The organism is Streptomyces sp. NPDC050085, from assembly GCF_044460595.1.
Taxonomy (GTDB): domain Bacteria; phylum Actinomycetota; class Actinomycetes; order Streptomycetales; family Streptomycetaceae; genus Streptomyces.
The window spans coordinates 42,005-65,638 of record NZ_JBITJZ010000003.1 but is presented as its reverse complement, the minus strand read 5'-3'; the positions used below and the strand labels follow the sequence as shown (position 1 = coordinate 65,638).

Sequence of the window (23,634 nt, the reverse complement as noted above, 5' to 3'; positions counted from 1 at the left end):
TCCAGCCTAGGGCCGGATCGGGGTGAGCAGTGACGGGAGTCAGGCGGCCCGGACCTCACGCTCCTGGTGGTCGTGGGTGCAGGGGCGCGGCTGCGGGGCGCGGTGGCGCAGTACGCGCGGCATCCGCATGTTCACGAAGCCCTCCGCCTGCATGGCGGCCCAGCCGATCCTGGGGAGGTCCTTCGTGGAGCGGTAGACCACGAAGCGGGGCTCCCAGCTGGGGCGGAACTTGGCGTTGAACTTGTAGAGCGACTCGATCTGGAACCAGCGCGAGAGGAACACGAGGAGACCGCGCCAGGCGCGAAGCACCGGGCCCGCGCCGATCTTCTCGCCGCGGGCGAGCGCCGAACGGAACATCGCGAAGTTGAGCGAGACGCGAGTGATGCCCAGCCTCGGGGCGGCCTGGAGGGAGGCCACGATGAGCAGTTCGTTCATCCCCGGGTCGGCGCTGCGGTCGCGGCGCATCAGGTCGAGGGAGACGCCGTCGGTGCCCCAGGGGACGAAGTGGAGGACGGCCTTGAGGTCTCCGTAGGGACCCGGTTCGCCCTCGTCGCTCTTGTGCGCCGTCGCGATCAAACACGCGCCGTCCGCCTCGTCCCCGATGCGGCCGAGCGCCATGGAGAAGCCGCGCTCGGTGTCGGTGCCGCGCCAGTCCTCGGCGGCGCGGCGGATGCGGGCCAGCTCGCCGGGGGCGAGGTCACGGATGCGCCGGACCCGCGTCTCGTAGCCATTGCGCTCGATCCTTTTGACCATCTGGCGCACGTTGCGCATCGCCCGCCCGGTCAGGGAGAAATCCGCGACGCTCACCACCGCCTCGTCGCCCAGCTCGAGGGCGTCCAGGCCGGTCTCGCGGGTCCACACCTCGCCGCCCGTCTCGGAGCAGCCCATGACGGCCGGCGTCCAGGAGTGGGCCCGGGCCTCGTCCATGAAGCGCTCGATGGCGCCGGGCCAGGCCTCCACGTCGCCGATGGGGTCGCCGCTGGCGAGCATCACGCCGGAGACGACGCGGTAGCAGACGGCCGCCTTGCCGCTGGGCGAGAACACCACGCCCTTGTCGCGGCGGAGTGCGAAGTGCCCGAGGGAGTCACGGGAGCCGTGCTTCTCCAGGAGGGCGCGCAGTTTGGCCTCGTCGTCCTGGGTGAGGCGGGCCGCCGGGTGCTCGGGGCGGAACGCGAAGTAGATCGTGGTGAGAGCCGTGACCATGCCGAGGGCGCCGAGCGAGAAGGCCACCGTGTTCGACGTGCGGCCCGCGTAGTCGAGCGGGCCGTCGATGCCGAACAGGCCGTACAGGACGTGCGCCAGGCGGTCGGACAGGCTCGGGTCGCCGACGAGGCGGTGCGGGTGCGCGCTGACGATGACGAGGCCGAGCAGGATCGAACCGGCGCCCATCAGTACGAAGTTGGCCAGCGCCCGCCAGCGGCTGCGCGGGTCGGGCAGCGCGTCGAACTGGTCCCGGTGCCGGGCCAGGAGCCAGAGCAGGGCCAGCGGGATGAGGACGCCGAGCAGCGAGTGCCGGTACCCGAACTGGGCGCAGGCGCCGAGCGGCAGCAGCACCACGGCGGCCCGCCAGGCCCGCCGCTTGTGGCGCCGCAGCCCGTGCGCGAGCAGGAGCAGCAGGACGCCGCTGCTGAGCGCGAGGGCCGCGGCGAACGGCCCGAACGTGCCCGGCAGCACCTCGGCGATCGTGTGCATCCTGCTGTGCCTGAAGCGCGGGAAGACTCCGGCCGCGATGTCCAGGAGCCCGACCAGGATGCAGGCCCGGGCGATCAGGGTCGGCACGGCCTGGGGACGGGGGCCGCGCATCACACGCCTCATCCGGCTCGGAACCCCTCGCGAGTTTTCCGCATCTATCCTGACGAACATCGCATTCCCGTAGTTCTGCGAGAAACGTGAACGCGGTGCCAAACCTGGCATCCGCGACTTGCGACCTCTAGGACGAGGGGAGGGGGAGGCGGGTTCACTCTCCGCAGGAAATTCGCCGCAAAGGGTGCGGCAAGGGCGGGGAAAGCTGCCCCGGCGTCCCGTGGGCGGCCGTCAACTCGTAGGTAGGAAGCGACCCATGGGTCTCACGAGCCATAAAGTGCTGGCACTCGCGGTGCTGCTCGCCGTGGTGCTGTTCGTCGGCACCGTGCTGCTGTGGCCACGTCTGGCGAATCGTTCCTGGAAGTCGGTCACCGGCCGCGTGGGACTGCTGCTCGCCACCCAACTGATGATCTTCGCGGCGGTGGGACTCGCCGCCAACCAGTCCTTCGGCTTCTACGCGACCTGGGCCGACCTCTTCGGACAGGAGCAGGGCCAGGGCGTGGTGACCGACCACGACCTGGCGACCTCCCGCGGGCCCGTGCGCGTGGTGTCCACCCAGGCCGTCGCCGTCACCGGAGGGTCGCGGCCGACCATCGGCGGGCAGATCCAGAAGGTCGACATCGTCGGCCGTACGTCGCACATCGCCGCGCCCGCGTACGTCTACCTGCCGCCGGAGTACTTCCAGCCGCAGTACGCCCACCGCACCTTCCCCGCGTCCGTCGTCCTGACCGGCTACCCCGGCACCGCGGAGGCGCTCATCAAGGGCCTGCACTACCCGCAGACCGCTCACGGCCTGGCCCGTCAGGGCAAGATGCAGCCGATGATCCTGGTGATGATGCGGCCGAGCGTGGCGCCGCCGCGCGACACCGAGTGCGTCGACGTGCCGGGCGGCCCGCAGACCGAGTCGTTCTTCGCCAAGGACCTGCCCGCCGAGCTCGGCTCCCACTACCGGACCGCGAAGAGGTGGGGCGTCGTCGGCGACTCGACGGGCGGCTACTGCGCCCTGAAGCTGGCCATGCACCACCCCGGTGTCTACGGAGCGGGCGCCGGACTGTCCGCGTACTACAAGGCGGCCGAGGACCCGACGACGGGCGACCTCTTCCACGGGGACGCCGCCTTGAAGAACCGCGCGAACCTGATGTGGAGCCTGGAGCACCGGCCGGCGCCCGACACGTCCCTCCTGGTGACCAGCAGCAAGCACGGCGAGTGGAACTACTCGCGCACCGTGAAGTTCATCAAGAAGGTGAAGTCGCCCACGCGCGTGTCGTCGATCATCCTCAACAGCGGTGGGCACAACTTCAATACGTGGAAGCGCGAGATACCGGCGACGCTGCAATGGCTCAGCCAGCGGCTCAGCGACAAGTAGCCACAAGCCACAACCAGGGCCTGCTAGGGCCTACTTGGGTCGACTAGAGATCAGTTGGGCTACCAGGGCTACTTGACGAGGGGCGCCACCGTCTCCAGCTCGACCTCCGCGCGCGGGATGTCCCGTGCGTCCGCGGCCGTCGAGCGGCGCAGCGCCTCGTGCAGCCGTGCCGGGGTCAGTACGCCCAGGAAGCGGCCCTCCGAGCGCTCGTCGATGACCGCGATCCAGCCCGCGTCGTGCTGCAGCATCGTCGCGAACGCCTGCTTCAGGGAGGCGCCGACCGGCAGCCAGGCCTCCATGCGGCGGGCGTGATCGCGTACGGTGTCGCCCTTCTTCGCCGCTACGCGCGCGTGCTCGGCGGAGATCCAGCCGTGCAGGTTGTTGTCGTTGTCCAGGACGACGGCCCAGCGGGCGTCGAGCTCCGCGGGCAGCGGGTCGTCGAGGTGCACGACGGGCGGCTGCTCCAGGTCGCCCTCCTCGATCGGGGTGACCGAGAGGCGCTTGAGGCCGCGGTCCGCGCCGACGAAATCGGCCACGTAGTCGGTGGCGGGGGCGCCGAGGACGGCGGAGGGGGTGTCGTACTGCTCGATGCGGCCCTGTCCGTAGACGGCGATCCGGTCGCCGAGGCGGACGGCCTCCTCGATGTCGTGCGTGACGAACAGCACGGTCTTGCCGAGGGTCTGCTGAAGGCGCAGGAACTCGGTCTGCAGGTGGTCGCGCACCACCGGGTCGACCGCGCCGAACGGTTCGTCCATCAGCAGCACCGGCGGATCGGCAGCCAACGCCCTTGCCACGCCCACCCGTTGGCGCTGGCCGCCCGAGAGCTGCTCGGGGTAGCGCTCGCCGAACGTCTTCGGGTCCAGGCCCACCAGGTCCAGCAACTCGGCCGCGCGCTCACGGGCCTTGGCGCGCTTGACGCCGAGCAGGTGCGGCACCGTCGCGGTGTTGTCCAGGACCGTCTTGTGCGGGAAGAGGCCCACCTGCTGGATGACGTATCCGATGCGCCGCCGCAGTTGGACCGGGTCGATGGTGGATATGTCGTCGCCGTCGAGGAGTATCCGGCCCCCGGTGGGTTCGATGAGCCGGTTGACCATTTTCATCGTGGTGGTCTTGCCGCAGCCCGACGGGCCGACGAGCGTGACCAGTTCGCCCTCGTTCACCTCGAAGGACAGGTCGTCGACGGCAGTGGTGCCGTCCGCGTACCGCTTGCTGACGTGCTCGAACCGGATCATGGGACCCCATTCTGCCGGGCGGCCACCGCGAAGGGGACGCCCGGGCAAGGCAGTCATGTGAAGGGAATGTTGCGGCGAGGGGGCGGGTATCGGCCATTGTCAGTGGTGCCCGCTAGGGTCGGCGACAGTCAAAAACGTGCGTGCACGAGTGCGGACGGCTGACATACGTTCGGGGATACGGGGGAGGCGGGCGAGGTGAGCGAGCAGAACTGCCTGGTGGCGAATGACTGGGTGTGCGGGGAGTATCTGCGCACCCGCAGCCAGGAATTGGTCGACGCGTCGGTCCAGCATGTGGGAATCACCGTCGCCTCGGTGGCGATAGGTGTCCTGATCGCCTTCCCGCTCGCGCTGCTCGCCCACCGCAAGCGCGCTTTCGCGGGGCCGGTGCTCGGCGTGACGACCGTGTTCTACTCGATTCCCTCGCTCGCGATGTTCTCGCTGCTTCTGCCCCTTTTCGGGCTTTCGATCTCGCTGGTGATCACCGGCCTCGTGCTGTATTCGCTGACGATTCTCGTGCGCAACATATTGGCGGGTCTGCAGTCCGTGCCCGAAGAGGCCACGGAGGCCGCGCGCGGTATGGGGTACGGGTCGCTGCGGCTGCTGTGGGAGGTCGAACTGCCGTTGGCACTCCCGGCGTTGCTGGCCGGTGTCCGGATCGCCACGGTGTCCACGGTGGCGCTGACGACGGTCGGCGCGATCGTCGACTACGGCGGCCTCGGCACGCTGATCCTCGACGGCCTCCGCAGCGACTTCAAGGCCCAGGTGCTCACCGCCTCGGTGCTGTGCGTGGTGCTCGCGATCGCCGCGGACCTGCTGCTGCTCGGCCTGCAGCGGTGGCTGACGCCGTGGACGCGCCTGGCGCCCGCGCGCCCGCGTGGACCCCGAATACGCAAGGCCACGGCGCCTGTTGAGCCGGAGAAGGTGGGATGAACGCGATATCGGGGGCCTACGACTGGCTGACCACGGGGGCCAACTGGCAGGGCGAGAAGGGGGTGTGGCACCGCCTGGCCGAGCACCTGTACTTCAGCGGTGTCGCGCTCGGCGTCGCCTGTCTGATCGCACTGCCGCTCGCCTTGTGGCTCGGGCACCTCGGCAAGGGCGGCACCCTCGCGATCAACCTCTCGAACGTGGGGCGTGCGGTGCCGACGCTGGCCGTCCTCGTGCTGCTCACGCTCACCCCGCTCGGCCGCCACGGCGACCTGCCGACGCTGATCGCGCTGGTGCTGTTCGCGGTACCGCCGCTGCTCACCAATGCGTACGTGGGCATGCGCGAGGTCGACCGGTCGGTGGTGGAGGCGGCGCGCGGCATGGGCATGAGCGGGCGCCAGGTGTTCACCCGGGTCGAACTGCCGCTGGCGTACCCGCTGTTGATGACGGGCCTGCGCTCGGCGGCGGTGCAGGTGATCGCGACGGCGACGCTGGCGGCGATGGCCGGCGAGGGCGGGCTCGGACGCATCATCACCGCGGGGTTCAGCTTGCAGAACACGCCGCAGGTGGTCGCCGGTGCGCTGCTCGTGGCGGCGCTCGCGCTGCTCGTGGAGGGCGTGTTCGTGGCGGTGGGGCGGGCGCTCGACCCCATGCGGGGCCGGGCGTGACACGGATTTGTCGGGACTTTGGCAGCGGGACTTCCGCCGGTGCCACCAGAGCATCGAGCCACCAGAGCATCAAGCCACCAGAGCATCGAGCCACAGGGCAACTAGGAGAGCGATGAACAGCACGACGCACGGCAAGGCGCGCCGCATGGCCCTGGCGGCCGTGGCGGTGGGAGCACTGACCGCGGCCCTCACCGCGTGCGGTGGCGACAGCCTCGAGGGCAAGGACGACGGCGGCAGCAGCGCGGGCGGCGGCAAGAAGGGCAAGGTCGTCGTCGGCGCCGCGAGTTTCACCGAGGCGAAGGTGCTCGGTGAGCTGTACCGGCAGATATTGGACGACGCCGGTTACGACGCGTCGGTCAAGACCGTCGAGAACCGTGAGATCTACGAGCCCCAGCTCGCCAAGGGCGCCATCGACGTGGTGCCCGAATACGCGGCGACGCTCGCCGAATTCCTGAACCTGAAGAAGAACGGCACGGATGCGAAGCCCGTCGCGTCCAGCGATGTCACGGCCACGGTCGCCGCGCTGCGCAAGCTGGCGGAGCCGGAGGGGCTGAAGGTTCTGGACGCGGGCGGGGCCGTCGACCAGAACGCTTTCGCGGTGAGCGAGTCCTTCGCCAAGAAGCACAACCTCAAGACGCTTTCCGATCTCGGCAAGTCGGGCCAGAAGGTCAAGATCGCGGCCGGTGACGAATGCGAGGCAAGGCCGTTCTGCGCACCGGGTCTGAAGAAGACGTACGGGATCGACGTCACCGGAATCGACCCCAAGGGCGTCGGTACCACGCAGTCCAAGCAGGCCGTGAAGAACGGACAGGACCAGCTGGTCCTGACGACCACGACCGACGCGACGCTGAAGAACTTCGGTCTCGTCCTTCTTGAGGACGACAAGAAGCTGCAGAACGCGGACAACATCATTCCGGTTGTGAATGCCAAGGACGCCGGCGACCAGGGGATAGCGGACGTTCTGGGGAAGCTGACGAAGGCGCTCACGACGGACGATCTCGTCGAGTTGAACCGCAAGGTCGACGCCGAGCGGCAGAAGGAAGCGGATGTCGCCAAGGACTACCTGGAGTCCAAGGGCCTCATCGGTAAGTGATCTTCATGTCGCGAGATCGCCGGAGACGTCACTGGTGAGACCGCCGGAGGCATCGCCGGTGACGCCGCGGGCGGGATTGCGGTGAGGGAGCGGTGACCGTCGGTGCGGAAGGACAGCGGAAGGGCAGCAGAAGGTCGGCAGAAGGGCAGCAGAAGGTCGGCAGAAGGGCAGTGGGCGCGTAAGTGGTCGTCTTCTGCCCGGAGTTCGGTGTTTCTGTGACGCCTGTGCCCGGAATTTGCCGGGCGGGGCTTCGCGATTCGCCTACGCGCGGTAAGTTTCTGGCCATGCCACGTGGACGTCACCGCCATTCCCCACCCCTGCACCGCCTGCTGCCCCCCTCGGTGATCGCCGGCGTGCCCCTCGTCTGCGCGGGCGGCGTCTGGCTGGCCGACGATCCGCTCGTGCTGCGCGGTGTCACGGCGGCCGCCGCGGCCGCCGCCGTGATCGGGGCGTTCGTGATGCGCCGCTGGGACCGGCTCGCGGGCAAGCAGGTCGCCGAGCTGACCCGGGGTGCCGCGAGCGAGCGCTGGCGGCACGAGGAGGCCGTGGCCGAACTGGAGGGCGACCTCGAGGAGTCGAGGGAGCTGCGCACCAAGCTCGAGGGCAGGCTGCGGACGAAGCGGGCCGAACTGGCGGCGCTGCGCAACGAGCACGCGGCACTGCTGCGGCGGTACGCGAACGCGGAGACGGAGCGGGCCAGCGCCCTGGAGGGTCGCCGCCGCCTCGCGATAGAGGCCGCGGCGCCGGCCAGGGCGCTGCCGCCCGCGCCGACGCCCCCGGGGCCGGGCGGCGGGGTCACCCCGACGCTCTACCTGCGGGCGAACGCGGCACTCGACCGGCTCGCCCGCCCGGCATCCGCAGCTCCCGCTGCCCCCAAGGCCGCTGCCGCCCCGGCGGAGGAGGCCGATTCGCAGGGGAAGTCCCGTGCGGCGTCCGGCCACTTCACCGTGCCGGCCGCCGCGACGGTGGTGCCCGCGGCGCCTGCGCGCAAGGTGCTCCAGGGCGGGTTCGACTTCTTCGGCACGCACGGCTCCGCCGAGAGCTCCGCCGCGGCGCCGGATGACCTGGCCCAGGAAGATCTGGCCCAGCGGGACCTGGCCCAGCGGGACCTGGCCCAGCAGGACCTGGCGGATGTCGTCGGCGAAGAGGTGCTCGCCGAGCGGGACGCCGAGGACCAGGACGCTCAGGGCAAGGAAGTCATCGATCTCACCGCTCACGACGAGACGGAGCAGATCGACGTGGGCGGGCTGAGGTCGGCGCTGCAGGCCTGACCCCTGCCGCCCGACGCCTGCGCCCGGCGCCTGCGCCTGCCGCCCGACGCCTGTCGCCCGACCCCCTGCCCCGCTCCCGGGTTCAGGGGGTTTTGCTCTCAGGGGGTTTTGCTCATCCATCGATCGGGCCGAGCGTCCCTGCGCCCCGTCCGCGACCGGTCGGCCTGCGCCCGCAACAGTTCCGTCGCCTCCTGTACGTCCCTCAGGCGGGCGGTCACCGTCTTGTTGGCCCCCGTGTCGAGGTGCAGCCCCGCGACCCGCCAGACGCGCTCCCAGGGGCCCTGAGTGAGGCGCACGCTCTGCACCTTGGCGTGCGGGACCAGCGAGACATGGCGCTGCAACAGGCCCTGGCGCGCGGCGAAGACGGTCTCCGTGACCGAGACGCCGTACCCCCGCCACCAGACCGGCACGCACCAACGGCCGCGCCGCGGCGCCGGGGTGAAGTCGGCCGGCTTGGGCACCGCGACGCCCGGCAGGATCCGCGCGATGACGTCCTCGGCGTGCTCGCGCGCGGCCACCGGGACCAGGACGCTGTTCGCGGACCCCGCGACGTGCAGCTCCACGCGGACCCAGCCGCGGCGCCGCCACAGCAGCGGCTCGACGACCCGCACGGTCTGCACCCGGCCGGGCGGCACCGTCTCGTGCACCCGGTCGAGGAGTCCGTGGTCGATGCGGATCCCGTCGGGGGACTCGCCGATCGTCCAGTCGTACTCCTTGATGAACCGGCCCGCGCTGTTGGTGAACGCCCCGCCGACCAGCGGCACTCCGACCGCGATCACTGTCCACAGGTTGTGGGTGGCGAACCACAGGAAGGCCGGGACGCCGATCGCGGCCAGCAGCAGCGCCCAGGGCGCGCCCGTCAGCATCAGTGCCACCGCGAGCATGCGCGGGGGCGTGTGCAGCAGCCGCTGCGCCGGCGCCTCGCCCACTTCGTGGACGGACTCGGGGGCGAACCCGGCCGCGCGGGCGAGGAGTTCGGCACGCAGGTCGCGTGCTTCCTTCTCTCCCAGATAGGCGAGTTCGTCCTTCTTGTCGGTGCCTACTACGTCGAGTTTCAGCTTGGCCACGCCTACGAAGCGCGCAAGAAGCGGCTGAGTGACGTCGACGGCCTGGATGCGGTCGAGCCGGATGTGGGCGGTGCGGCGGAACAACAGGCCGGTACGGATGCGCAGTTCGGTGTCCGTGACCGCGAAGTGCGTGAACCACCAGGTGAGGAAGCCGTACAGGGCGGCCGCCGGAACCAGCACGGCGAGCCCGATCGTCAGGGTGGTGGCGGTCAGCCTGGCCAGCTGGCGCTGCGCCTGGTCCATGTCGTGGACGGCCCAGCCGAGCAGCACGGCTATCGGCGCCCAGGCCCGGCGCAGCGGCGTCACGGGGTGCAGGCGCCGCTCTCGTACGCTCTCGGGGCCTGCCAGGTCCGTGACGTCCTCCGCGCCCTCTGCGTCCTCGGGGACGCGCGAGGCCGTCACAGGCCCGCCGATCGGGCCTCGCCGAGCTCGGTCAGCCGGTCGCGCAGCCGCTCCGCCTCGGCCGGTACGAGGCCGGGGATCGTCGCGTCGGAGGCGGCGGCCGCGGTGTGCAACTGCAGGCTGGCCAGGCCGAACTTCCGCTCCAGCGGGCCCGAGGTCACCTCGACCAGCTGCATGCGCCCGTACGGCACGATCGTTTCCTCACGCCACAGCACGCCGCGGCTGATCAGCAGGTCGTCGATGCGCTCCGCGTAGCGCCACGAGTGCCAGTTGCGCCCCAGCATCCGCCAGCCCCAGCCGAACGCGGCCAGCGGGACGAGCGCGAGGGCCGCCCACGCGGGACCGGCGAAGAGCCCCAGCAGGACGGCGAGCGCCAGCGCGGGCAGCAGCAGCCACAGCGCCAGCAGCAGCCTGCGCAGCTTCAGCAGACCCGGCGGCAGTCCCGTCCACTCCGGTCCGCCCCCGGACGCCGCGTCGCCGCTGTCCGTGGGCTCCGCGGCCCCCGCAGTCCCCGTTGCCCCTGTTCCCATGGACCCACCCTACGTAGGAGAGACTGTTCGCATGACGCCCACGACTCAGGCCACGGTCGGCATCGGTGGTGCCGCGGAGAGCACCGACATGGTGCTCAACATCGGTCCACAGCACCCCTCCACCCACGGTGTGCTGCGCCTGCGTCTCGTGCTCGACGGCGAGCGCATCCAGCACGCGGAGCCGGTCATCGGCTACATGCACCGCGGTGCGGAGAAGCTCTTCGAAGCGCGCGACTACCGGCAGATCGTGATGCTGGCCAACCGCCACGACTGGCTGTCCGCCTTCTCGAACGAGCTGGGGGTCGTGCTCGCCGTCGAGCGGATGCTGGGCATGGAGGTTCCCGAGCGGGCCGTCTGGCTGCGAACCCTGCTCGCCGAGCTGAACCGGGTGCTGAACCATCTGATGTTTCTGGGTTCGTACCCACTCGAACTGGGCGGAATCACTCCCGTCTTCCACGCCTTCCGTGAGCGCGAGGAACTCCAGAACGTCATGGAGGAGGTCTCCGGCGGGCGCATGCACTACATGTTCAACCGCGTCGGCGGCCTCAAGGAGGACCTGCCGCTGGGCTGGACCACGCGCGCGCGGGAGGCCGTCGCCTCCGTGCGCTCCCGGATGGACGTCTACGACAACCTCGTCCTCGGCAACGAGATCTTCCGGGGCCGCACGCGCGGCGTCGGAGTCCTGTCCGCCGAGGCCGCGCACGCCTACGGAGTCAGCGGCCCGATCGCCCGCGCCTCCGGCGTCGACTTCGACCTGCGGCGCGACGAGCCGTACCTCGCCTACGGGGAGCTGCAGGACACCCTGAAGGTCGTCACGCGGCAAGAAGGCGACTGCCTGGCCCGCTTCGAGTGCCTCCTGGAGCAGAGCCACAACGCGCTCGACCTCGCCGACGCCGCCCTCGACCGCCTCGCCGAACTCCCGCCGGGCCCGGTCAACCAGCGCCTCCCGAAGGTCCTCAAGGCGCCCGAGGGCCACACGTACGCGTGGACCGAGAACCCGCTCGGCATCAACGGCTACTACCTCGTCTCCAAGGGTGAGAAGACGCCGTACCGGCTCAAGCTGCGCTCCGCCTCCTACAACAACATCCAGGCGCTGACCGAGCTGCTCCCGGGCACCCTCGTCGCCGACATGGTGGCGATCCTCGGGTCACTGTTCTTCGTCGTCGGCGACATCGACAAGTAGGGCATCGACAAGTAGGGCATCGACACGTAGGGCATCGACACGTAGGGCATCGACACGTAGGGCGTCGACAAGCAGGGCATCGACAAGTGGGCCGTTCGCCGGGACGCCCACGGGTTCCAGCAGCCAGCCGAAGTCGCCGAGGCCGCCGCGCGCCGTCAGCTCCGCGGCCTCTCCCGCCCGCGCCAGCGCCCGCACGTACGCCGCCGGGTCCTGGGACGCCAGCGACAGCGGCGGGCGCCCCGCAGCGACGCCCAGGGCCCGCAGAGCGGCGCGCTGCGAAACGATCCGGGCCCCGGGTGTCACCGCGCACGCGTCCAGCGCCACATGGGCCGTGATGTCGCAGGAGCCGTCGGGCACCGGCGCCGTCTCGCGGCCCTTGCGGAAGCCGGTGAGCGTGCCGAACGGCGGGCGCGACCCGCGCGCGTGGGCGTAGTCCACGGCGACCGCGAGACCGCGCTCCAGCGTGCCGACCGCCGCCGCCCACGCCTCGTCGCGCGGCAGGCCGACCTCGGCGCGAAGGCCCGACCGGCCCGACCGGTCCGGCCGGCCCGACTCGTCCGGCAGCGGCCACCAGGCGTCCAGCCACTGCCGCAGCGGGGCGTCGAGCGGCCCGGGAGCGAGCGCCTCCGTGCCGTCCTCCTGGACGAGGACGAGGCGGGCGGCGCCGTCCTCGTCGGTCTCGACGACCTCCAGGGGCACGTTGTCGAGCCACTCGTTCGCGAAGAGGAGGCCCTGGATCCCGGCGGGCGGCTCGGCCCGCCACTCGATCCGGTGGTCGAGTCCGGCTGGAGGCCCGGCCACCTCCACCGCGTACGCACGCACGCGTGCCGCCACTCCTTCGGGCAGCACCTGAAGGACGCCGGAAACGAGTTCTCCGCGGCCCGCCGCCATGTCGACGAACGCCAGCTCCGCGGGGGCCCCGAGCGCAGCGTCGACCCGGCACAGCAACGCGGCCACGGCCTGCGTGAACAGCGCCGACGCGTGCACCGACGTACGGAAGTGACCGGCGGGTCCCTCGGGCCCGCGGTAGAAGCCGCGCGGGCCGTACAGCGCCTCTTGTGCGGCCTCGCGCCACCCGCGCATCTCGCCCTCTCGTACGTTCTCCACGGCCGAAGGCTATGCGTAGGGGGCGCAGGCGCCTCCACCTTGGGGAGTACGCGCGCCGGGCGCGGATCGGTCCTCCGGTTGACCCCTGCACGCTGCAGGCTTCCCTACTCTGGGTTACGTGCAGCGTCTCTACGACTTCCTCCGCAGACACCCGACATGGGTCGACGGCTTCTGGGCCGTGATCCTGTTCGGGATGTCCGTGGTGGGCGCGGCCGGAACCGGTGGCCCGCCGCGGGGGAACGCGGCGGCGACGCTCGTCTTCGCCGCCCTGCTCAGCGTGGTCGTCACGCTGCGCCGCCGGATGCCGGAGCGGATGCTGATCCTCGCGCTGGTCGCGGGCCTCGGCCAGCTGGTCCTCGACGCGGAGACCAACCCGTCGGACTTCGCGATGCTGGTCATCGTCTACACGTGCGCGGCGAACGGGGCGCGGTGGTCGTCCCGGCTCGCCCTCGCCGGCGGCCTGTGCGCGGCGCCGCTCGCGCAGCTGCGCTGGCCCGAGGAGCAGGCCGGCGGTGCGGGCCAGATCGCCATCACGGTCTTCACGATGGTGCCGTTCGTCCTCGCCTGGGTCCTCGGCGACTCGCTGCGCACCCGCCGCGCCTACCTGGCGCAGCTCGAGGAGCGCGCCGCCCGTCTGGAGCGCGAGCGCGAGGCCCAGTCGAAGGTCGCGGTCGCGGCCGAACGGGCGCGCATCGCCCGCGAGTTGCACGACGTCGTCGCGCACAACGTGTCGGTGATGGTGGTGCAGGCCGACGGCGCCGCCTACGTCCTCGACCAGGCGCCCGACCAGGCCAAGAAGGCCCTGGAGACCATCTCGGGCACCGGCCGGCAGGCGCTCGCCGAGATGCGCCGCCTGCTCGGCGTGCTGCGCACCGGCGAGCACGAGGAGGGCGGCGAGTACGTGCCGCAGCCCGACGTCGAGCAGATCGAGGACCTCGTCGAGCAGGTGCGCACCGCGGGCCTCCCGGTCGACTTCAAGGTCGAGGGCACCCCGCGCCCGCTGCCCAGCGGCGTCGAGCTGACCGCGTACCGCATCGTCCAGGAAGCCCTCACCAACACCCGCAAGCACGGCGGCGCGAACGCGGGCGCGAGCGTCCGCCTCGTCTACTTCGACGACGGCCTCGGCCTGCTCGTCGAGGACGACGGCAAGGGCGCCCCGCACGAGCTGTACGAGGACGGCGGAGCGGACGGCCGCGGCCACGGGCTCATCGGGATGCGCGAGCGCGTCGGTATGGTCGGCGGCACGCTGGACGCGGGCCCGCGCCCCGGCGGAGGCTTCCGCATCAGCGCCCTGCTGCCGCTCAAGCCCGCGCACTGACACGTTCCAGTGCACACAAAGCCACCAGCCGCCCACGAGATGTGAGGACCCGCCCGATGTCGATCAAGGTCATGCTCGTCGACGACCAGGTGCTGCTGCGCACCGGCTTCCGGATGGTGCTCGCCGCCCAGCCGGACATGGAGGTCGTCGCCGAGGCGGGCGACGGCGTCGAGGCCCTGGAGGTGCTGCGCGCGACCTCGGTGGACGTGGTCCTCATGGACGTACGCATGCCGAAGCTGGACGGCGTGGAGACGACCCGGCGCATCTGTCAGGACCCGAACGCGCCCAAGGTGCTGATCCTGACCACGTTCGACCTCGACGAGTACGCGTTCTCCGGGCTGAAGGCGGGCGCCTCCGGGTTCATGCTCAAGGACGTGCCGCCCGGCGAGCTGCTCACCGCGATCCGCGCCGTGCACAGCGGCGACGCGGTGGTCGCGCCGTCGACGACGCGGCGGCTGCTCGACCGGTTCGCGCCGATGCTGCCCTCCGGCACGAAGGAGCCGCAGCACAAGCAGTTGGAGCGGCTCACCGAGCGCGAGCGCGAGGTGATGATCCTGGTCGCCCAGGGCCTGTCGAACGGCGAGATCGCGGCCCGCCTCGTGCTGTCGGAGGCCACGGTGAAGACGCACGTCGGCCGCATCCTCACCAAGCTGGAACTGCGCGACCGCGTCCAGGTCGTCGTCCTCGCCTACGAGACGGGGCTCGTCCGCGCGGGCGGCCACGGCTGAGAGGCCGCGCGGGCGCTCAGCGCAGCACCCCCTCGATGAAGTCGCCGCCCAGGCGCGAGACGACGCTCAGATCCAACTGGTGCTGTACGTAACGCCCTTGGCGGCGCGTCGTGATCAGGCCCGCCTTCTTGAGCACCGAAAGGTGCCGGGATATCTCAGGTGCCGTCATGCCGTGCGCGTCGGCCAGCTCGCTCGTCGTGTACGAACCGCGCGCCAGGTGGCGGCAGAGCCGCATCCGCACCGGGTGGGCCAGTGCCGACATGCGCCGCGTCAGCTGCTCGACGGACGGCGGCGCCGTGGGGCCCGGCGAGGAGACCGGGTACATGATCACCGGCTGCCAGTCCGCCCGGTGCAGCACCCACAGGTGCGGCCAGCCCAGGCTGGTCGGCGTCAGTACGAGGATGCCGTCCTCCGTCGCCGTGAAGCCTTCGGTGATCTTGTCCACGACGACGGTGTGCCCCGCCTCGTCGAGCGAGACCGCCGCGGACGTCTCCTGAAGGGCGGCACCGAGCCCCTTGCGGCGCACCAGCTCCGTCTTGTGCCGCGCGTCGGCCGCCAACTGGTGCTGCACGCGCGCCCATACGTCCGAGAAGAACGCCTCGTCGCAGTCCTGCAGCAGCTCGCGGAACCAGGACCTGACGGCGGGCGGATCGTCCAACAGGCGCTGGGTGAACCGCACTTGGTGCGCCCCGCGCGTGGCCGCGAGCTCCAGGGCGCGCTCCCGGGTCCGCGGGTCGTCGAGCCGGCTCACCGTCCGGCTCGCATAGGTCGACTGGCAGGTGAACTCCAGGGCCGCGTCCACGAACTGCTCGTCCGACAGCTTGTCGAGCAGGTCGAGCTCCTCGGCCAGCGTCGCCCCGGGAGCCGTCCGCCGCCCGGGGATCCCGGCCGACGGCGTGAAGACGTCCGAGAACGTCGTGCGCCACAGGAAGTCCGCGTCGCACAGCCGGTCCGCCAGGCACGGATCCAGGCGTGTGGACACGCTCGTCGTCCACCCCTGCAGCCCCGGGTGGTGCGCGGGCTCGGCCAGCGCGTGCAGCGCCATGCCGAGCTCGGCCAGGGGCGAGGGCACGACCTTGACCTGCTCGGGCGCCAGGCCCGCGATGTCGATGCGCACGCTCATGACCCCATGGTGCACGCCGCCACTGACAGCCGGGGCGTCGATTGACGGCTCCCGTCAATCGACGTGACCGGGCCGCGGCCGCCGGAGCACTCTCGTTGTCGTAGGCCCCGAAGCGCAGCAAAAGAGCGCGCAGTGAAGCAAAAAAGGCAGATAAGCAAATAAGGCAGATAACGGGGCTCAGCGCGACAATCAGGGGAGAGGTGTTCGCCATGAACGTCAACCAGCAGTACGCCCTCGACGTCTACCGGGCCGCACAGCGCGGCGAGCAGCCGGGACCGGCGCCCGGTCTGCACGACTGGGCCGCCGTCCGTGAACTGCGCGACTACCGCCGCTTCGAGGCGGTCCTGGCCGGCCGCCCGGCCCGCGGCCGGATCCGGGAGGCGCTCGCCCGCCGCTTCTCCGCACACCGCGGCCACACCGCGGGCTGCTGACCGGCGGCTATGCCAGACGCCGCACGAAGTCCGCGACGGCCGCGCGGACGTCGTCGGCGCTCCACGAAAGACCCGGCCCGCCGACCGTCACCTCGGTGACCGCGAGACCGGGCGGACCGTCCGCGAACCAGCGCCCGAACAGCGACGTCTTCGTCTCCTCGGCCTGCTCGACGGCGGCCTGCGTCAGCACCTGGGCGTCCTGGGCCAGCCACACCTGGAACTGGTGGGTGTGCGGCGCCTCGGGATGCACGCGGAAGAACGGCATCCCGGCCTGCGCGAACCCGTCCCGCAGTGCCTGCGCGACCACGCGCGCGTGCGCCACGTACTCCGGCAGCCGCGGCAGCTCCCGCTGCAGGCCCGCAAGGGCCGCGATCGCCGCGGGGAACTGCTGGAAGACCTGCCCTCCGTAGCGGTGCCGCCACGCTCGCGCCTCGTCGATCACCGTCTGCGGGCCCGCGAGCACCGCGCCGCTGATGCCGCCGAGCGACTTGTAGAACGACACGTAGACGCTGTCGGCGAGCGCCGCGATCTCGTCCAGCGGCCGGCCGAAGTGCGTCGTGCACTCCCACAGCCGGGCCCCGTCGAAGTGCACCACCGCGTCACGCGCGCGTGCCGCCTCGCAGACCTCCTCGAGCTCCTCCCAAGTAGGAAGCACGAAACCGGCGTCCCTGAGCGGCAGTTCGAGCATCAGCGTGCCGAACGGCTCGTCCAGGGCGTGCACCTCGTCCGCCGTCGGCAGCCGCGGCTCGGTCGTCGGGTGCACCGTGCGCAGGCCCGACACCGTGGTGAGCGCTTCCCGCTCGTGCACCTCCGGGTGACCCAGCGGATGCAGCGCCACCGTCGCGTTGCCGGTGCGGCCCGCCCAGCAGCGCAGCGCGACCTGCTGCGCCATCGTGCCGGTCGGGAAGAACGCGGCCGCCTCCTTGCCGAGCAGCCCGGCGACCTTCGCCTCCAGGTCGGCGACGATGCCGTTCCCGTAGAGGTCGATGTCGGCCTCCGGGTCGGCCACCTCCCGCGCCTCCTGGGCGAGCTGCGCGAGCCGCTCGCCCAGCGTCGTCACCGGCGGCCGGTGCGCCAGCGAGCGCTCCGCGCCCCGCCACGCGGCAAGGCGCCGAGCGGTCTGCCGCTCTTCCTCGGTCTCGTACGTTCCGCTCATCCTCGGATCATGTCGTACGGGCGTGCGCTTGCCCACAGCATTCAGGCGGCCGGGGCCCCCGCACCCAGATAGCGTTAACATGACGAGAAATCGTCCGGTACCCCGAGCGGACTGGAACGGAAGGCCCTCGCCTCGTGACACCTCCGAACCCGCGATCCGAACCCACCGATCCCAGCGAACGTCCCGCCCGCCTCACGGTCGGCGTCGTCGGCGCGGGCCGTGTGGGCCCCGCGCTCGCCGCCTCGCTGCAGCTGGCGGGGCACCGCCCCGTCGCCGTCTCCGGGGTCTCCGACGCCTCGGTGCGCAGAGCGGCCGCACTGCTGCCCGACGTGCCCCTCGTGCCGCCCGCCGAGGTCCTCGCCCGCGCCGAGCTGGTGCTGCTGACCGTCCCGGACGACGTGCTGCCGAGCCTCGTCGAAGGCTTCGTGGAGACCGGCTCGATCCGCCCGGGACAACTGCTCGTGCACACCTCGGGCCGGTACGGCACCAAGGTCCTCGACCCGGCCCTGCGCGCGGGCGCCCTGCCGCTGGCGCTGCACCCCGCGATGACGTTCACCGGCACCGCGATCGACGTCCAGCGGCTGGCCGGCTGCTCGTTCGGGGTGACCGCGCCCGAGGAGCTGCGGCTCGCGGCCGAGGCCCTGGTCATCGAGATGGGCGGCGAGCCCGAGTGGATCGCAGAGGAGATGCGGCCGCTGTACCACGCGGCCCTCGCGCTCGGCGCGAACCACCTGGTCACGCTGGTCGCCGAGGCCATGGAGCTGCTCCGTGACGCGGGCGTCTCCGCACCCGACCGGATGCTCGGCCCGCTGCTCGGCGCGGCCCTCGACAACGCGCTCAGGTCCGGCGACGCAGCCCTGACGGGACCGGTCGCGCGCGGCGACGCCGGCACCGTCGCCGCCCACGTGAGCGAACTGCGCAAGCACGCCCCCGGCACCGTCGCCGGATATCTCGCGATGGCCCGCGCGACCGCCGACCGCGCCCTCGCGCACGGCCTACTCAAGCCGGAGCTCGCCGAGGACCTGCTCGGCGTCCTCGCGACCGGCGCGGAGGACCACCGATGACGACGGCTCTGCTGCACAAGGGCGAGGAACTGCGGGCACGCGCGCGTAGCGGGCAGCGCGTCGTCGTCATGACGATGGGCGCCCTGCACGAGGGCCACGCCACCTTGATCCGTACGGCACGCGAGCGCGCGGGCGCGGACGGCGAAGTGGTCGTCACCGTCTTCGTGAACCCGCTCCAGTTCGGCGCGGGCGAGGACCTCGACCGCTACCCGCGCACCCTCGACGCCGACGTCAAGATCGCCGAACAGGCGGGCGCGGACGCCGTGTTCGCGCCGTCCGCGGACGAGGTCTACCCCGGCGGGCAGCCCCAGGTGCGCATCACGGCGGGCCCGATGGGCGAGCGCCTCGAAGGCGCCGTGCGCCCCGGCCACTTCGACGGCATGCTCACCGTCGTCGCCAAGCTGCTGCACCTCACGCGCGCGGACGTCGCCCTCTTCGGCCAGAAGGACGCCCAGCAACTCGCCCTGATCCGCCGCATGGTGCGCGACCTGAACTTCGACGTGGAGATCGCCGCCGTCCCCACGGTCCGCGAGGACGACGGCCTGGCCCTGTCCTCCCGCAACCGCTACCTCTCCGCGGACGAGCGCCGCAGCGCACTCGCCCTGTCCCGCGCCCTGTTCGCGGGCCGCGACCGGCACGCCGCACAGGAAGCACTCCGCGCGCGTGCCGCCGAAAACCCCACCACGCGCGCGCGTGCCGAGGCCCTGGGCGCGCTCGGCGAGGCCCGCGCCGCCGCCGACGCCCACGCCGTCGCGTCCCCGGGCCGCCCCGCCGCCGTCCTCGCCGCGGCCCGCCAGGTCCTGGACGGGGCCGCGCGCCTGCAACCCCCGGTCGAACTCGACTACTTGGCCCTGGTCGACCCGGCCGACTTCACCGCCGTACGCGACGACTTCGAGGGCGAGGCCGTCCTCGCCGTCGCCGCGCGCGTGGGCACGACCCGGCTGATCGACAACCTGCCTCTGACCTTCGGAGCCCGCTCATGAACTCCACCGGTACCGGTATACGTCTGCACGCCCCCGCCCCCGGCTGGTCCATCGCCGCCGATGTCGTGGTCGTCGGCTCCGGCGTGGCCGGGCTGACCGCCGCTCTGCGCTGCGAGGCCGCGGGCCTGAAGACGGTCGTCGTCACCAAGGCCCGCCTCGACGACGGCTCCACGCGCTGGGCCCAGGGCGGCATCGCGGCCGCGCTCGGCGACGGCGACACCCCCGAGCAGCACCTGGACGACACCCTGGTCGCGGGCGTGGGCCTGTGCGACGAGCACGCCGTACGCACCCTGGTCACCGAGGGCCCCGACGCCGTACGCCGCCTGATCGCGACCGGCGCCCGCTTCGACGAGGCCGAGGACGGCTCGCTCGACCTGACCCGCGAGGGCGGTCACCACCGCCGCCGCATCGCGCACGCGGGCGGCGACGCCTCGGGCGCCGAGGTCTCCCGCGCCCTGGTCGAGGCGGTACGGGCGCGTGGTCTCGGCACGGTCGAGAACGCCCTGGTGCTCGACCTGTTGACGGACGCCGACGGCCGCACCGCCGGTGTCTCCCTGCACGTCATGGGGGAGGGCCAGCACGACGGCGTCGGCGCGGTCCTCGCCCCCGCCGTCGTCCTCGCGACCGGCGGCATGGGCCAGGTCTTCTCCGCGACCACCAACCCCCACGTGTCGACCGGCGACGGCGTCGCCCTCGCCCTGCGCGCGGGCGCCGAGGTCAGCGACCTGGAGTTCGTCCAGTTCCACCCGACCGTGCTCTTCCTGGGCGCGGACGCCGAGGGCCAGCAGCCGCTCGTCTCCGAAGCCGTACGCGGCGAAGGCGCCCACCTCGTGGACGCGGACGGCGTGCGCTTCATGGTGGGCCAGCACGAACTCGCCGAACTGGCGCCCCGCGACGTCGTCGCCAAGGGCATCACGCGCCGCATGCAGGAACAGGGCGCCGACCACATGTACCTCGACGCCCGGCACTTCGGCGCCGACATGTGGGAGCACCGCTTCCCCACGGTCCTCGCCGCCTGCCGCGCCCACGGCATCGACCCGATCACCGAGCCCATCCCGATCGCCCCTGCCGCGCACTTCGCCTCCGGGGGCGTCCGCACCGACCTGCACGGCCGCACCACGGTGCCCGGCCTGTACGCGTGCGGCGAGGTCGCCTGCACCGGCGTCCACGGCGCGAACCGCCTGGCCTCCAACTCCCTTCTGGAGGGCCTGGTCTACGCGGAGCGCATCGCGGACGACATCAAGCGGCAGCACGAGGAGAACCACCTCCACGCGCGCGTGCCCGCGCCCGTCCCGCACCCGCAGACCCCGACGCACCCGCTGCTGCCCGCCGAGGCCCGCTTCGCGATCCAGCGCGTGATGACGCGGGGCGCGGGCGTGCTGCGCTCCGCCGACTCGCTCGCGGAGGCGGCCGCCCAGCTCGGCCGCATCCACGCCGAGGCCGCGGGCGCCCTCGCGGAGAACGGCAAGACGGCGGAGCCCGGCGTCGACACCTGGGAGGCCACGAACCTCCTGTGCGTGGCCCGCGTCCTGGTCGCCGCGGCCCGCCGCCGCGAGGAGACCCGCGGCTGCCACTGGCGCGAGGACCACGCGGACCGCGACGACACGAACTGGCGCCGCCACATCGTCGTACGCCTGAATCCCGATCGCACTCTGGCCACACACACCACACCGACCGCAGACTTCCCGGCAACGGCTACCACCCCTCAGGAGCAGTGACCGACGTGAGTGCCACTTCCGACCTTCCCCTGGCCGACGCAGACGGCGCCGGCTGCGGCGACAACTGTGCCTGTGCGCACGGGGATTCCGACGACGCCATGGAGTGCGGCCTCGACCCGTCGCTCGCCAAGCTGCTGCTCGAGGCGGGCCTGCACCCGGTCGAGGTCGAGGACATCGCCCACCTGGCGATCGCCGAGGACCTCGACGGCGGCGTGGACGTCACGACGGTCGCCACGATCGCCGAGGACGCCGTCGCCACCGCGGACTTCACGGCCCGCGAGGCGGGCGTCGTGGCGGGCCTGCGCGTCGCCGAGGCGATCATCTCCGTAGTGGCCACGGACGAGTTCGAGGTCGAGCGCCACGCGGAGGACGGCGACCAGGTGGAGGCCGGCCAGAAGCTGCTGTCCGTCACCACCCGCACCCGCGACCTGCTCACCGCCGAGCGCAGCGCACTCAACCTCCTGTGCCGCCTCTCCGGCATCGCGACGGCCACGCGCGCGTGGGCGGACGCCCTGGACGGCACGAAGGCGAAGGTCCGCGACACCCGCAAGACCACCCCGGGCCTGCGCTCCCTGGAGAAGTACGCGGTCCGCATGGGCGGCGGCGTCAACCACCGCATGTCCCTGTCGGACGCGGCCCTGGTCAAGGACAACCACGTCGTGGCGGCGGGCGGCGTGGCCCAGGCCTTCCAGGCCGTACGCGACCGCTTCCCGGGCCTCGCGATCGAGGTCGAGGTCGACACCCTCCACCAGCTGCGCGAGGTCCTCGACGCGGGCGCCGACCTGATCCTCCTGGACAACTTCACGCCGGGCGAGACGGAAGAGGCGGTCGCCCTCACGGACGGCCGCGCCCTCCTGGAGTCGTCGGGCCGCCTCACCCTCGAGAACGCCGCTACGTACGCGAAGACGGGCGTCGACTACCTCGCGGTCGGAGCCCTGACGCACTCGTCCCCGATCCTGGACATCGGCCTGGACCTCCGTGAGGCGACGGCCTGATGCTGCTCACCATCGACGTGGGCAACACCCACACCGTCCTCGGCCTGTTCGACGGCGAGGACATCGTCGAGCACTGGCGCATCTCCACGGACGCGCGCCGCACCGCCGACGAACTCGCGGTCCTGCTCCAGGGCCTGATGGGCATGCACCCGCTGCTCGGCGACGAACTCGGCGACGGCATCGACGGCATCGCCATCTGCTCGACCGTCCCCTCCGTCCTGCACGAACTGCGCGAGGTGACCCGCCGCTACTACGGCGACGTCCCCGCCGTCCTGGTCGAGCCCGGCATCAAGACCGGCGTCCCGATCCTCATGGACAACCCCAAGGAGGTCGGCGCCGACCGCATCATCAACGCGGTCGCGGCCGTCGAGCTGTACGGGGGCCCCGCGATCGTCGTCGACTTCGGTACGGCGACGACGTTCGACGCGGTGTCCGCGCGCGGCGAGTACACCGGAGGTGTGATCGCCCCCGGCATCGAGATCTCCGTCGAGGCGCTCGGCGTCCGCGGCGCGCAACTGCGCAAGATCGAACTGGCCCGCCCGCGCAGCGTCATCGGCAAGAACACGGTCGAGGCCATGCAGTCCGGCATCGTCTACGGTTTCGCGGGCCAGGTCGACGGCGTCGTGCACCGGATGGCCAAGGAGCTCGCGGCCGACCCGGACGACGTCACCGTCATCGCGACGGGCGGCCTCGCGCCGATGGTCCTCGGCGAGGCCTCGGTCATCGACGAGCACGAGCCGTGGCTGACCCTGATCGGGCTGCGGCTCGTGTACGAGCGGAACGTCAGCCGGCTGTAGGCGCGCCCGGGAATTGCCGGTTAAGCCGATTTGTCCGTAATAGGCCGTATCGTCACCCCATGCCCACGCCCTACGGAAACCGCGGCGGCATGGCGTTCGGTGCAGAAGAGCTGCGTGTGCTCCGACGCGCCCTCGCCCTCGCCCTCCACCCCAGCCCCGCCTCGGACGAGGACGTCCGGGACTGGCTCCGACTCGCGGAGTCGGTCGACGAGACCGTGCAGGAGGGCGCCCGCCTGCGGGCCTTCCTGCTGGCCGACCTCGACCGGTACCGGGCCGCCCTGCCCGGCTCCGTCACCGGCTATCTGAGCCTGCTCGAAGAGGCGCTCGCTGCGGGCCACAAGCCCGGCGCCGACGACCTCGCCGCCCTGCGCGCACTGCGCGGCAACCCGGCGGCGGCGACGCTGCTCGACCGCTGCCGCACCCTGGCCGAACAGGGCGTGCGGGACCGGCTCGAGGCCCGTCACCTGAGGCGCGTCCCCGCCTCCCGTACGCACCTGCTCGCGCTGCCCGGCGGCCTCGCGGACGCCGGACAGCAGCCCGCGCAGCCGAGGCCCGGCACCCCGCCCAAGCCGGTGCCCACCCCGGCCGAGGTGTTCCCGCCCAAGCGGCGCCCGGTCCAGCCGGCTGAGCCCCCGGCCCCGCCGCAGCAACTGGCCGCGGGCTAGCTACTCT

22 protein-coding genes are annotated in these 23,634 nt (G+C 72.0%); 15 read left to right on the top strand and 7 right to left on the bottom strand.

Going from position 1 to position 23,634, the window contains the following annotated elements:
• Positions 1-39: 39 nt before the first annotated feature.
• Positions 40-1,863 (bottom strand): phosphatidylglycerol lysyltransferase domain-containing protein, encoded by a 1,824-nt coding sequence (locus ACIBUY_RS12775; protein ID WP_365567561.1) that lies wholly within the window; start codon positions 1,861-1,863, stop codon positions 40-42.
• Positions 1,864-2,059: 196 nt separating this feature from the next.
• Between ACIBUY_RS12775 and ACIBUY_RS12770 the strand changes: the two genes are divergently transcribed.
• Positions 2,060-3,169, top strand: a complete 1,110-nt coding sequence (locus ACIBUY_RS12770; protein ID WP_365567559.1) for an alpha/beta hydrolase-fold protein — start codon at positions 2,060-2,062, stop codon at positions 3,167-3,169.
• Positions 3,170-3,237: 68 nt separating this feature from the next.
• Here ACIBUY_RS12770 and ACIBUY_RS12765 read toward each other — a convergent pair whose 3' ends face one another.
• On the bottom strand, positions 3,238-4,401 hold the full coding sequence (locus tag ACIBUY_RS12765; RefSeq protein WP_399152551.1) for an ABC transporter ATP-binding protein: 1,164 nt from the start codon (positions 4,399-4,401) through the stop codon (positions 3,238-3,240).
• A 195-nt stretch (positions 4,402-4,596) separates the two neighbouring features.
• Here ACIBUY_RS12765 and ACIBUY_RS12760 point away from each other — a divergent pair, with 195 nt between their 5' ends.
• The 4 genes from ACIBUY_RS12760 (at position 4,597) to ACIBUY_RS12745 (ending at position 8,360) form a co-directional block, all read left to right on the top strand.
• On the top strand, positions 4,597-5,331 hold the full coding sequence (locus ACIBUY_RS12760) for an ABC transporter permease (protein WP_365567555.1): 735 nt from the start codon (positions 4,597-4,599) through the stop codon (positions 5,329-5,331).
• Complete coding sequence (locus tag ACIBUY_RS12755; RefSeq protein ID WP_365567553.1) at positions 5,328-5,996, top strand: ABC transporter permease; 669 nt, start codon at positions 5,328-5,330, stop codon at positions 5,994-5,996. The genes ACIBUY_RS12760 and ACIBUY_RS12755 overlap by 4 nt, the downstream gene beginning before the upstream one ends.
• Positions 5,997-6,108: 112 nt before the next feature.
• Entirely contained in the window at positions 6,109-7,089 is a 981-nt protein-coding gene (locus tag ACIBUY_RS12750; RefSeq protein WP_365567551.1) for an ABC transporter substrate-binding protein, read from the top strand.
• A gap of 284 nt (positions 7,090-7,373) precedes the next feature.
• Positions 7,374-8,360 (top strand): hypothetical protein, encoded by a 987-nt coding sequence (locus ACIBUY_RS12745; protein ID WP_399152550.1) that lies wholly within the window; start codon positions 7,374-7,376, stop codon positions 8,358-8,360.
• 98 nt (positions 8,361-8,458) lie between these two features.
• Here ACIBUY_RS12745 and ACIBUY_RS12740 read toward each other — a convergent pair whose 3' ends face one another.
• Both ACIBUY_RS12740 and ACIBUY_RS12735 read right to left on the bottom strand, forming a co-directional pair.
• Positions 8,459-9,829 carry a PH domain-containing protein gene (locus ACIBUY_RS12740; protein ID WP_399152549.1) on the bottom strand — a complete coding sequence of 457 codons (1,371 nt, stop codon included), beginning with the start codon at positions 9,827-9,829 and terminating at the stop codon, positions 8,459-8,461.
• Entirely contained in the window at positions 9,826-10,359 is a 534-nt protein-coding gene (locus ACIBUY_RS12735) for a PH domain-containing protein (protein WP_365567547.1), read from the bottom strand. The genes ACIBUY_RS12740 and ACIBUY_RS12735 overlap by 4 nt, the downstream gene beginning before the upstream one ends.
• A 31-nt stretch (positions 10,360-10,390) precedes the next feature.
• Here ACIBUY_RS12735 and ACIBUY_RS12730 point away from each other — a divergent pair, with 31 nt between their 5' ends.
• Entirely contained in the window at positions 10,391-11,542 is a 1,152-nt protein-coding gene (locus ACIBUY_RS12730) for an NADH-quinone oxidoreductase subunit D (RefSeq protein ID WP_399152548.1), read from the top strand.
• Here the strand turns inward: ACIBUY_RS12730 and ACIBUY_RS12725 are convergent.
• On the bottom strand, positions 11,507-12,625 hold the full coding sequence (locus ACIBUY_RS12725; protein WP_399152866.1) for an SAM-dependent methyltransferase: 1,119 nt from the start codon (positions 12,623-12,625) through the stop codon (positions 11,507-11,509). The two genes, ACIBUY_RS12730 and ACIBUY_RS12725, sit on opposite strands and share 36 nt — an antisense overlap.
• A gap of 142 nt (positions 12,626-12,767) precedes the next feature.
• Between ACIBUY_RS12725 and ACIBUY_RS12720 the strand changes: the two genes are divergently transcribed.
• Positions 12,768-13,967, top strand: a complete 1,200-nt coding sequence (locus ACIBUY_RS12720) for a sensor histidine kinase (protein WP_365567543.1) — start codon at positions 12,768-12,770, stop codon at positions 13,965-13,967.
• A gap of 56 nt (positions 13,968-14,023) precedes the next feature.
• On the top strand, positions 14,024-14,695 hold the full coding sequence (locus tag ACIBUY_RS12715) for a response regulator transcription factor (protein ID WP_365567541.1): 672 nt from the start codon (positions 14,024-14,026) through the stop codon (positions 14,693-14,695).
• Between the two features lie 16 nt (positions 14,696-14,711).
• On the opposite strand, the gene ACIBUY_RS12710 is transcribed toward ACIBUY_RS12715, so the two are convergent.
• Positions 14,712-15,818, bottom strand: coding sequence for a DUF5937 family protein (locus tag ACIBUY_RS12710; protein ID WP_365567539.1), 1,107 nt, complete (start codon positions 15,816-15,818; stop codon positions 14,712-14,714).
• Between the two features lie 209 nt (positions 15,819-16,027).
• On the opposite strand from ACIBUY_RS12710, the gene ACIBUY_RS12705 reads away from it, so the two are divergent.
• Positions 16,028-16,249 carry a hypothetical protein gene (locus ACIBUY_RS12705; RefSeq protein WP_365567537.1) on the top strand — a complete coding sequence of 74 codons (222 nt, stop codon included), beginning with the start codon at positions 16,028-16,030 and terminating at the stop codon, positions 16,247-16,249.
• Positions 16,250-16,256: 7 nt separating this feature from the next.
• On the opposite strand, the gene ACIBUY_RS12700 is transcribed toward ACIBUY_RS12705, so the two are convergent.
• Positions 16,257-17,405 carry a threonine aldolase family protein gene (locus ACIBUY_RS12700; RefSeq protein ID WP_399152547.1) on the bottom strand — a complete coding sequence of 383 codons (1,149 nt, stop codon included), beginning with the start codon at positions 17,403-17,405 and terminating at the stop codon, positions 16,257-16,259.
• Positions 17,406-17,539: 134 nt separating this feature from the next.
• Between ACIBUY_RS12700 and ACIBUY_RS12695 the strand changes: the two genes are divergently transcribed.
• The 6 genes from ACIBUY_RS12695 to ACIBUY_RS12670 are packed head-to-tail and all read left to right on the top strand — an operon-like array spanning position 17,540 to position 23,627.
• Positions 17,540-18,469 (top strand): DUF2520 domain-containing protein, encoded by a 930-nt coding sequence (locus ACIBUY_RS12695; protein WP_365567533.1) that lies wholly within the window; start codon positions 17,540-17,542, stop codon positions 18,467-18,469.
• Complete coding sequence (gene panC, locus ACIBUY_RS12690) at positions 18,466-19,452, top strand: pantoate--beta-alanine ligase (RefSeq protein ID WP_365567531.1); 987 nt, start codon at positions 18,466-18,468, stop codon at positions 19,450-19,452. Before ACIBUY_RS12695 ends, panC begins: the two co-directional genes overlap by 4 nt.
• Positions 19,449-21,170 carry an L-aspartate oxidase gene (locus ACIBUY_RS12685; protein ID WP_365567529.1) on the top strand — a complete coding sequence of 574 codons (1,722 nt, stop codon included), beginning with the start codon at positions 19,449-19,451 and terminating at the stop codon, positions 21,168-21,170. The genes panC and ACIBUY_RS12685 overlap by 4 nt, the downstream gene beginning before the upstream one ends.
• The gene (gene nadC / locus ACIBUY_RS12680) at positions 21,167-22,165 is read left to right on the top strand and encodes a carboxylating nicotinate-nucleotide diphosphorylase (RefSeq protein ID WP_365567527.1); all 999 of its coding nucleotides are present in this window, start codon (positions 21,167-21,169) and stop codon (positions 22,163-22,165) included. The genes ACIBUY_RS12685 and nadC overlap by 4 nt, the downstream gene beginning before the upstream one ends.
• Positions 22,165-22,962 (top strand): type III pantothenate kinase, encoded by a 798-nt coding sequence (locus ACIBUY_RS12675; RefSeq protein WP_365567525.1) that lies wholly within the window; start codon positions 22,165-22,167, stop codon positions 22,960-22,962. Before nadC ends, ACIBUY_RS12675 begins: the two co-directional genes overlap by 1 nt.
• 59 nt (positions 22,963-23,021) lie before the next feature.
• A complete protein-coding gene (locus tag ACIBUY_RS12670; RefSeq protein WP_365567523.1) occupies positions 23,022-23,627 on the top strand; it encodes a hypothetical protein in 606 nt (201 codons plus the stop codon).
• The last annotated feature ends 7 nt before the right edge of the window (positions 23,628-23,634 follow it).

Coding starts and splice junctions, on each gene's coding strand:
- ACIBUY_RS12710 (WP_365567539.1), bottom strand. CDS start 15,818: ATGAGCGTGCGCATCGACATCGCGGGCCTGGCGCCCGAGCAGGTCAAG.
- ACIBUY_RS12685 (WP_365567529.1), top strand. CDS start 19,449: ATGAACTCCACCGGTACCGGTATACGTCTGCACGCCCCCGCCCCCGGC.
- ACIBUY_RS12770 (WP_365567559.1), top strand. CDS start 2,060: ATGGGTCTCACGAGCCATAAAGTGCTGGCACTCGCGGTGCTGCTCGCC.
- ACIBUY_RS12765 (WP_399152551.1), bottom strand. CDS start 4,401: ATGATCCGGTTCGAGCACGTCAGCAAGCGGTACGCGGACGGCACCACT.
- ACIBUY_RS12715 (WP_365567541.1), top strand. CDS start 14,024: ATGTCGATCAAGGTCATGCTCGTCGACGACCAGGTGCTGCTGCGCACC.
- ACIBUY_RS12700 (WP_399152547.1), bottom strand. CDS start 17,405: ATGAGCGGAACGTACGAGACCGAGGAAGAGCGGCAGACCGCTCGGCGC.
- ACIBUY_RS12725 (WP_399152866.1), bottom strand. CDS start 12,625: ATGCGCGGGTGGCGCGAGGCCGCACAAGAGGCGCTGTACGGCCCGCGC.
- ACIBUY_RS12730 (WP_399152548.1), top strand. CDS start 10,391: ATGACGCCCACGACTCAGGCCACGGTCGGCATCGGTGGTGCCGCGGAG.
- ACIBUY_RS12750 (WP_365567551.1), top strand. CDS start 6,109: ATGAACAGCACGACGCACGGCAAGGCGCGCCGCATGGCCCTGGCGGCC.
- ACIBUY_RS12705 (WP_365567537.1), top strand. CDS start 16,028: ATGAACGTCAACCAGCAGTACGCCCTCGACGTCTACCGGGCCGCACAG.
- ACIBUY_RS12745 (WP_399152550.1), top strand. CDS start 7,374: ATGCCACGTGGACGTCACCGCCATTCCCCACCCCTGCACCGCCTGCTG.
- ACIBUY_RS12755 (WP_365567553.1), top strand. CDS start 5,328: ATGAACGCGATATCGGGGGCCTACGACTGGCTGACCACGGGGGCCAAC.
- panC (WP_365567531.1), top strand. CDS start 18,466: ATGACGACGGCTCTGCTGCACAAGGGCGAGGAACTGCGGGCACGCGCG.
- ACIBUY_RS12775 (WP_365567561.1), bottom strand. CDS start 1,863: ATGTTCGTCAGGATAGATGCGGAAAACTCGCGAGGGGTTCCGAGCCGG.
- ACIBUY_RS12735 (WP_365567547.1), bottom strand. CDS start 10,359: ATGGGAACAGGGGCAACGGGGACTGCGGGGGCCGCGGAGCCCACGGAC.
- ACIBUY_RS12670 (WP_365567523.1), top strand. CDS start 23,022: ATGCCCACGCCCTACGGAAACCGCGGCGGCATGGCGTTCGGTGCAGAA.
- ACIBUY_RS12675 (WP_365567525.1), top strand. CDS start 22,165: ATGCTGCTCACCATCGACGTGGGCAACACCCACACCGTCCTCGGCCTG.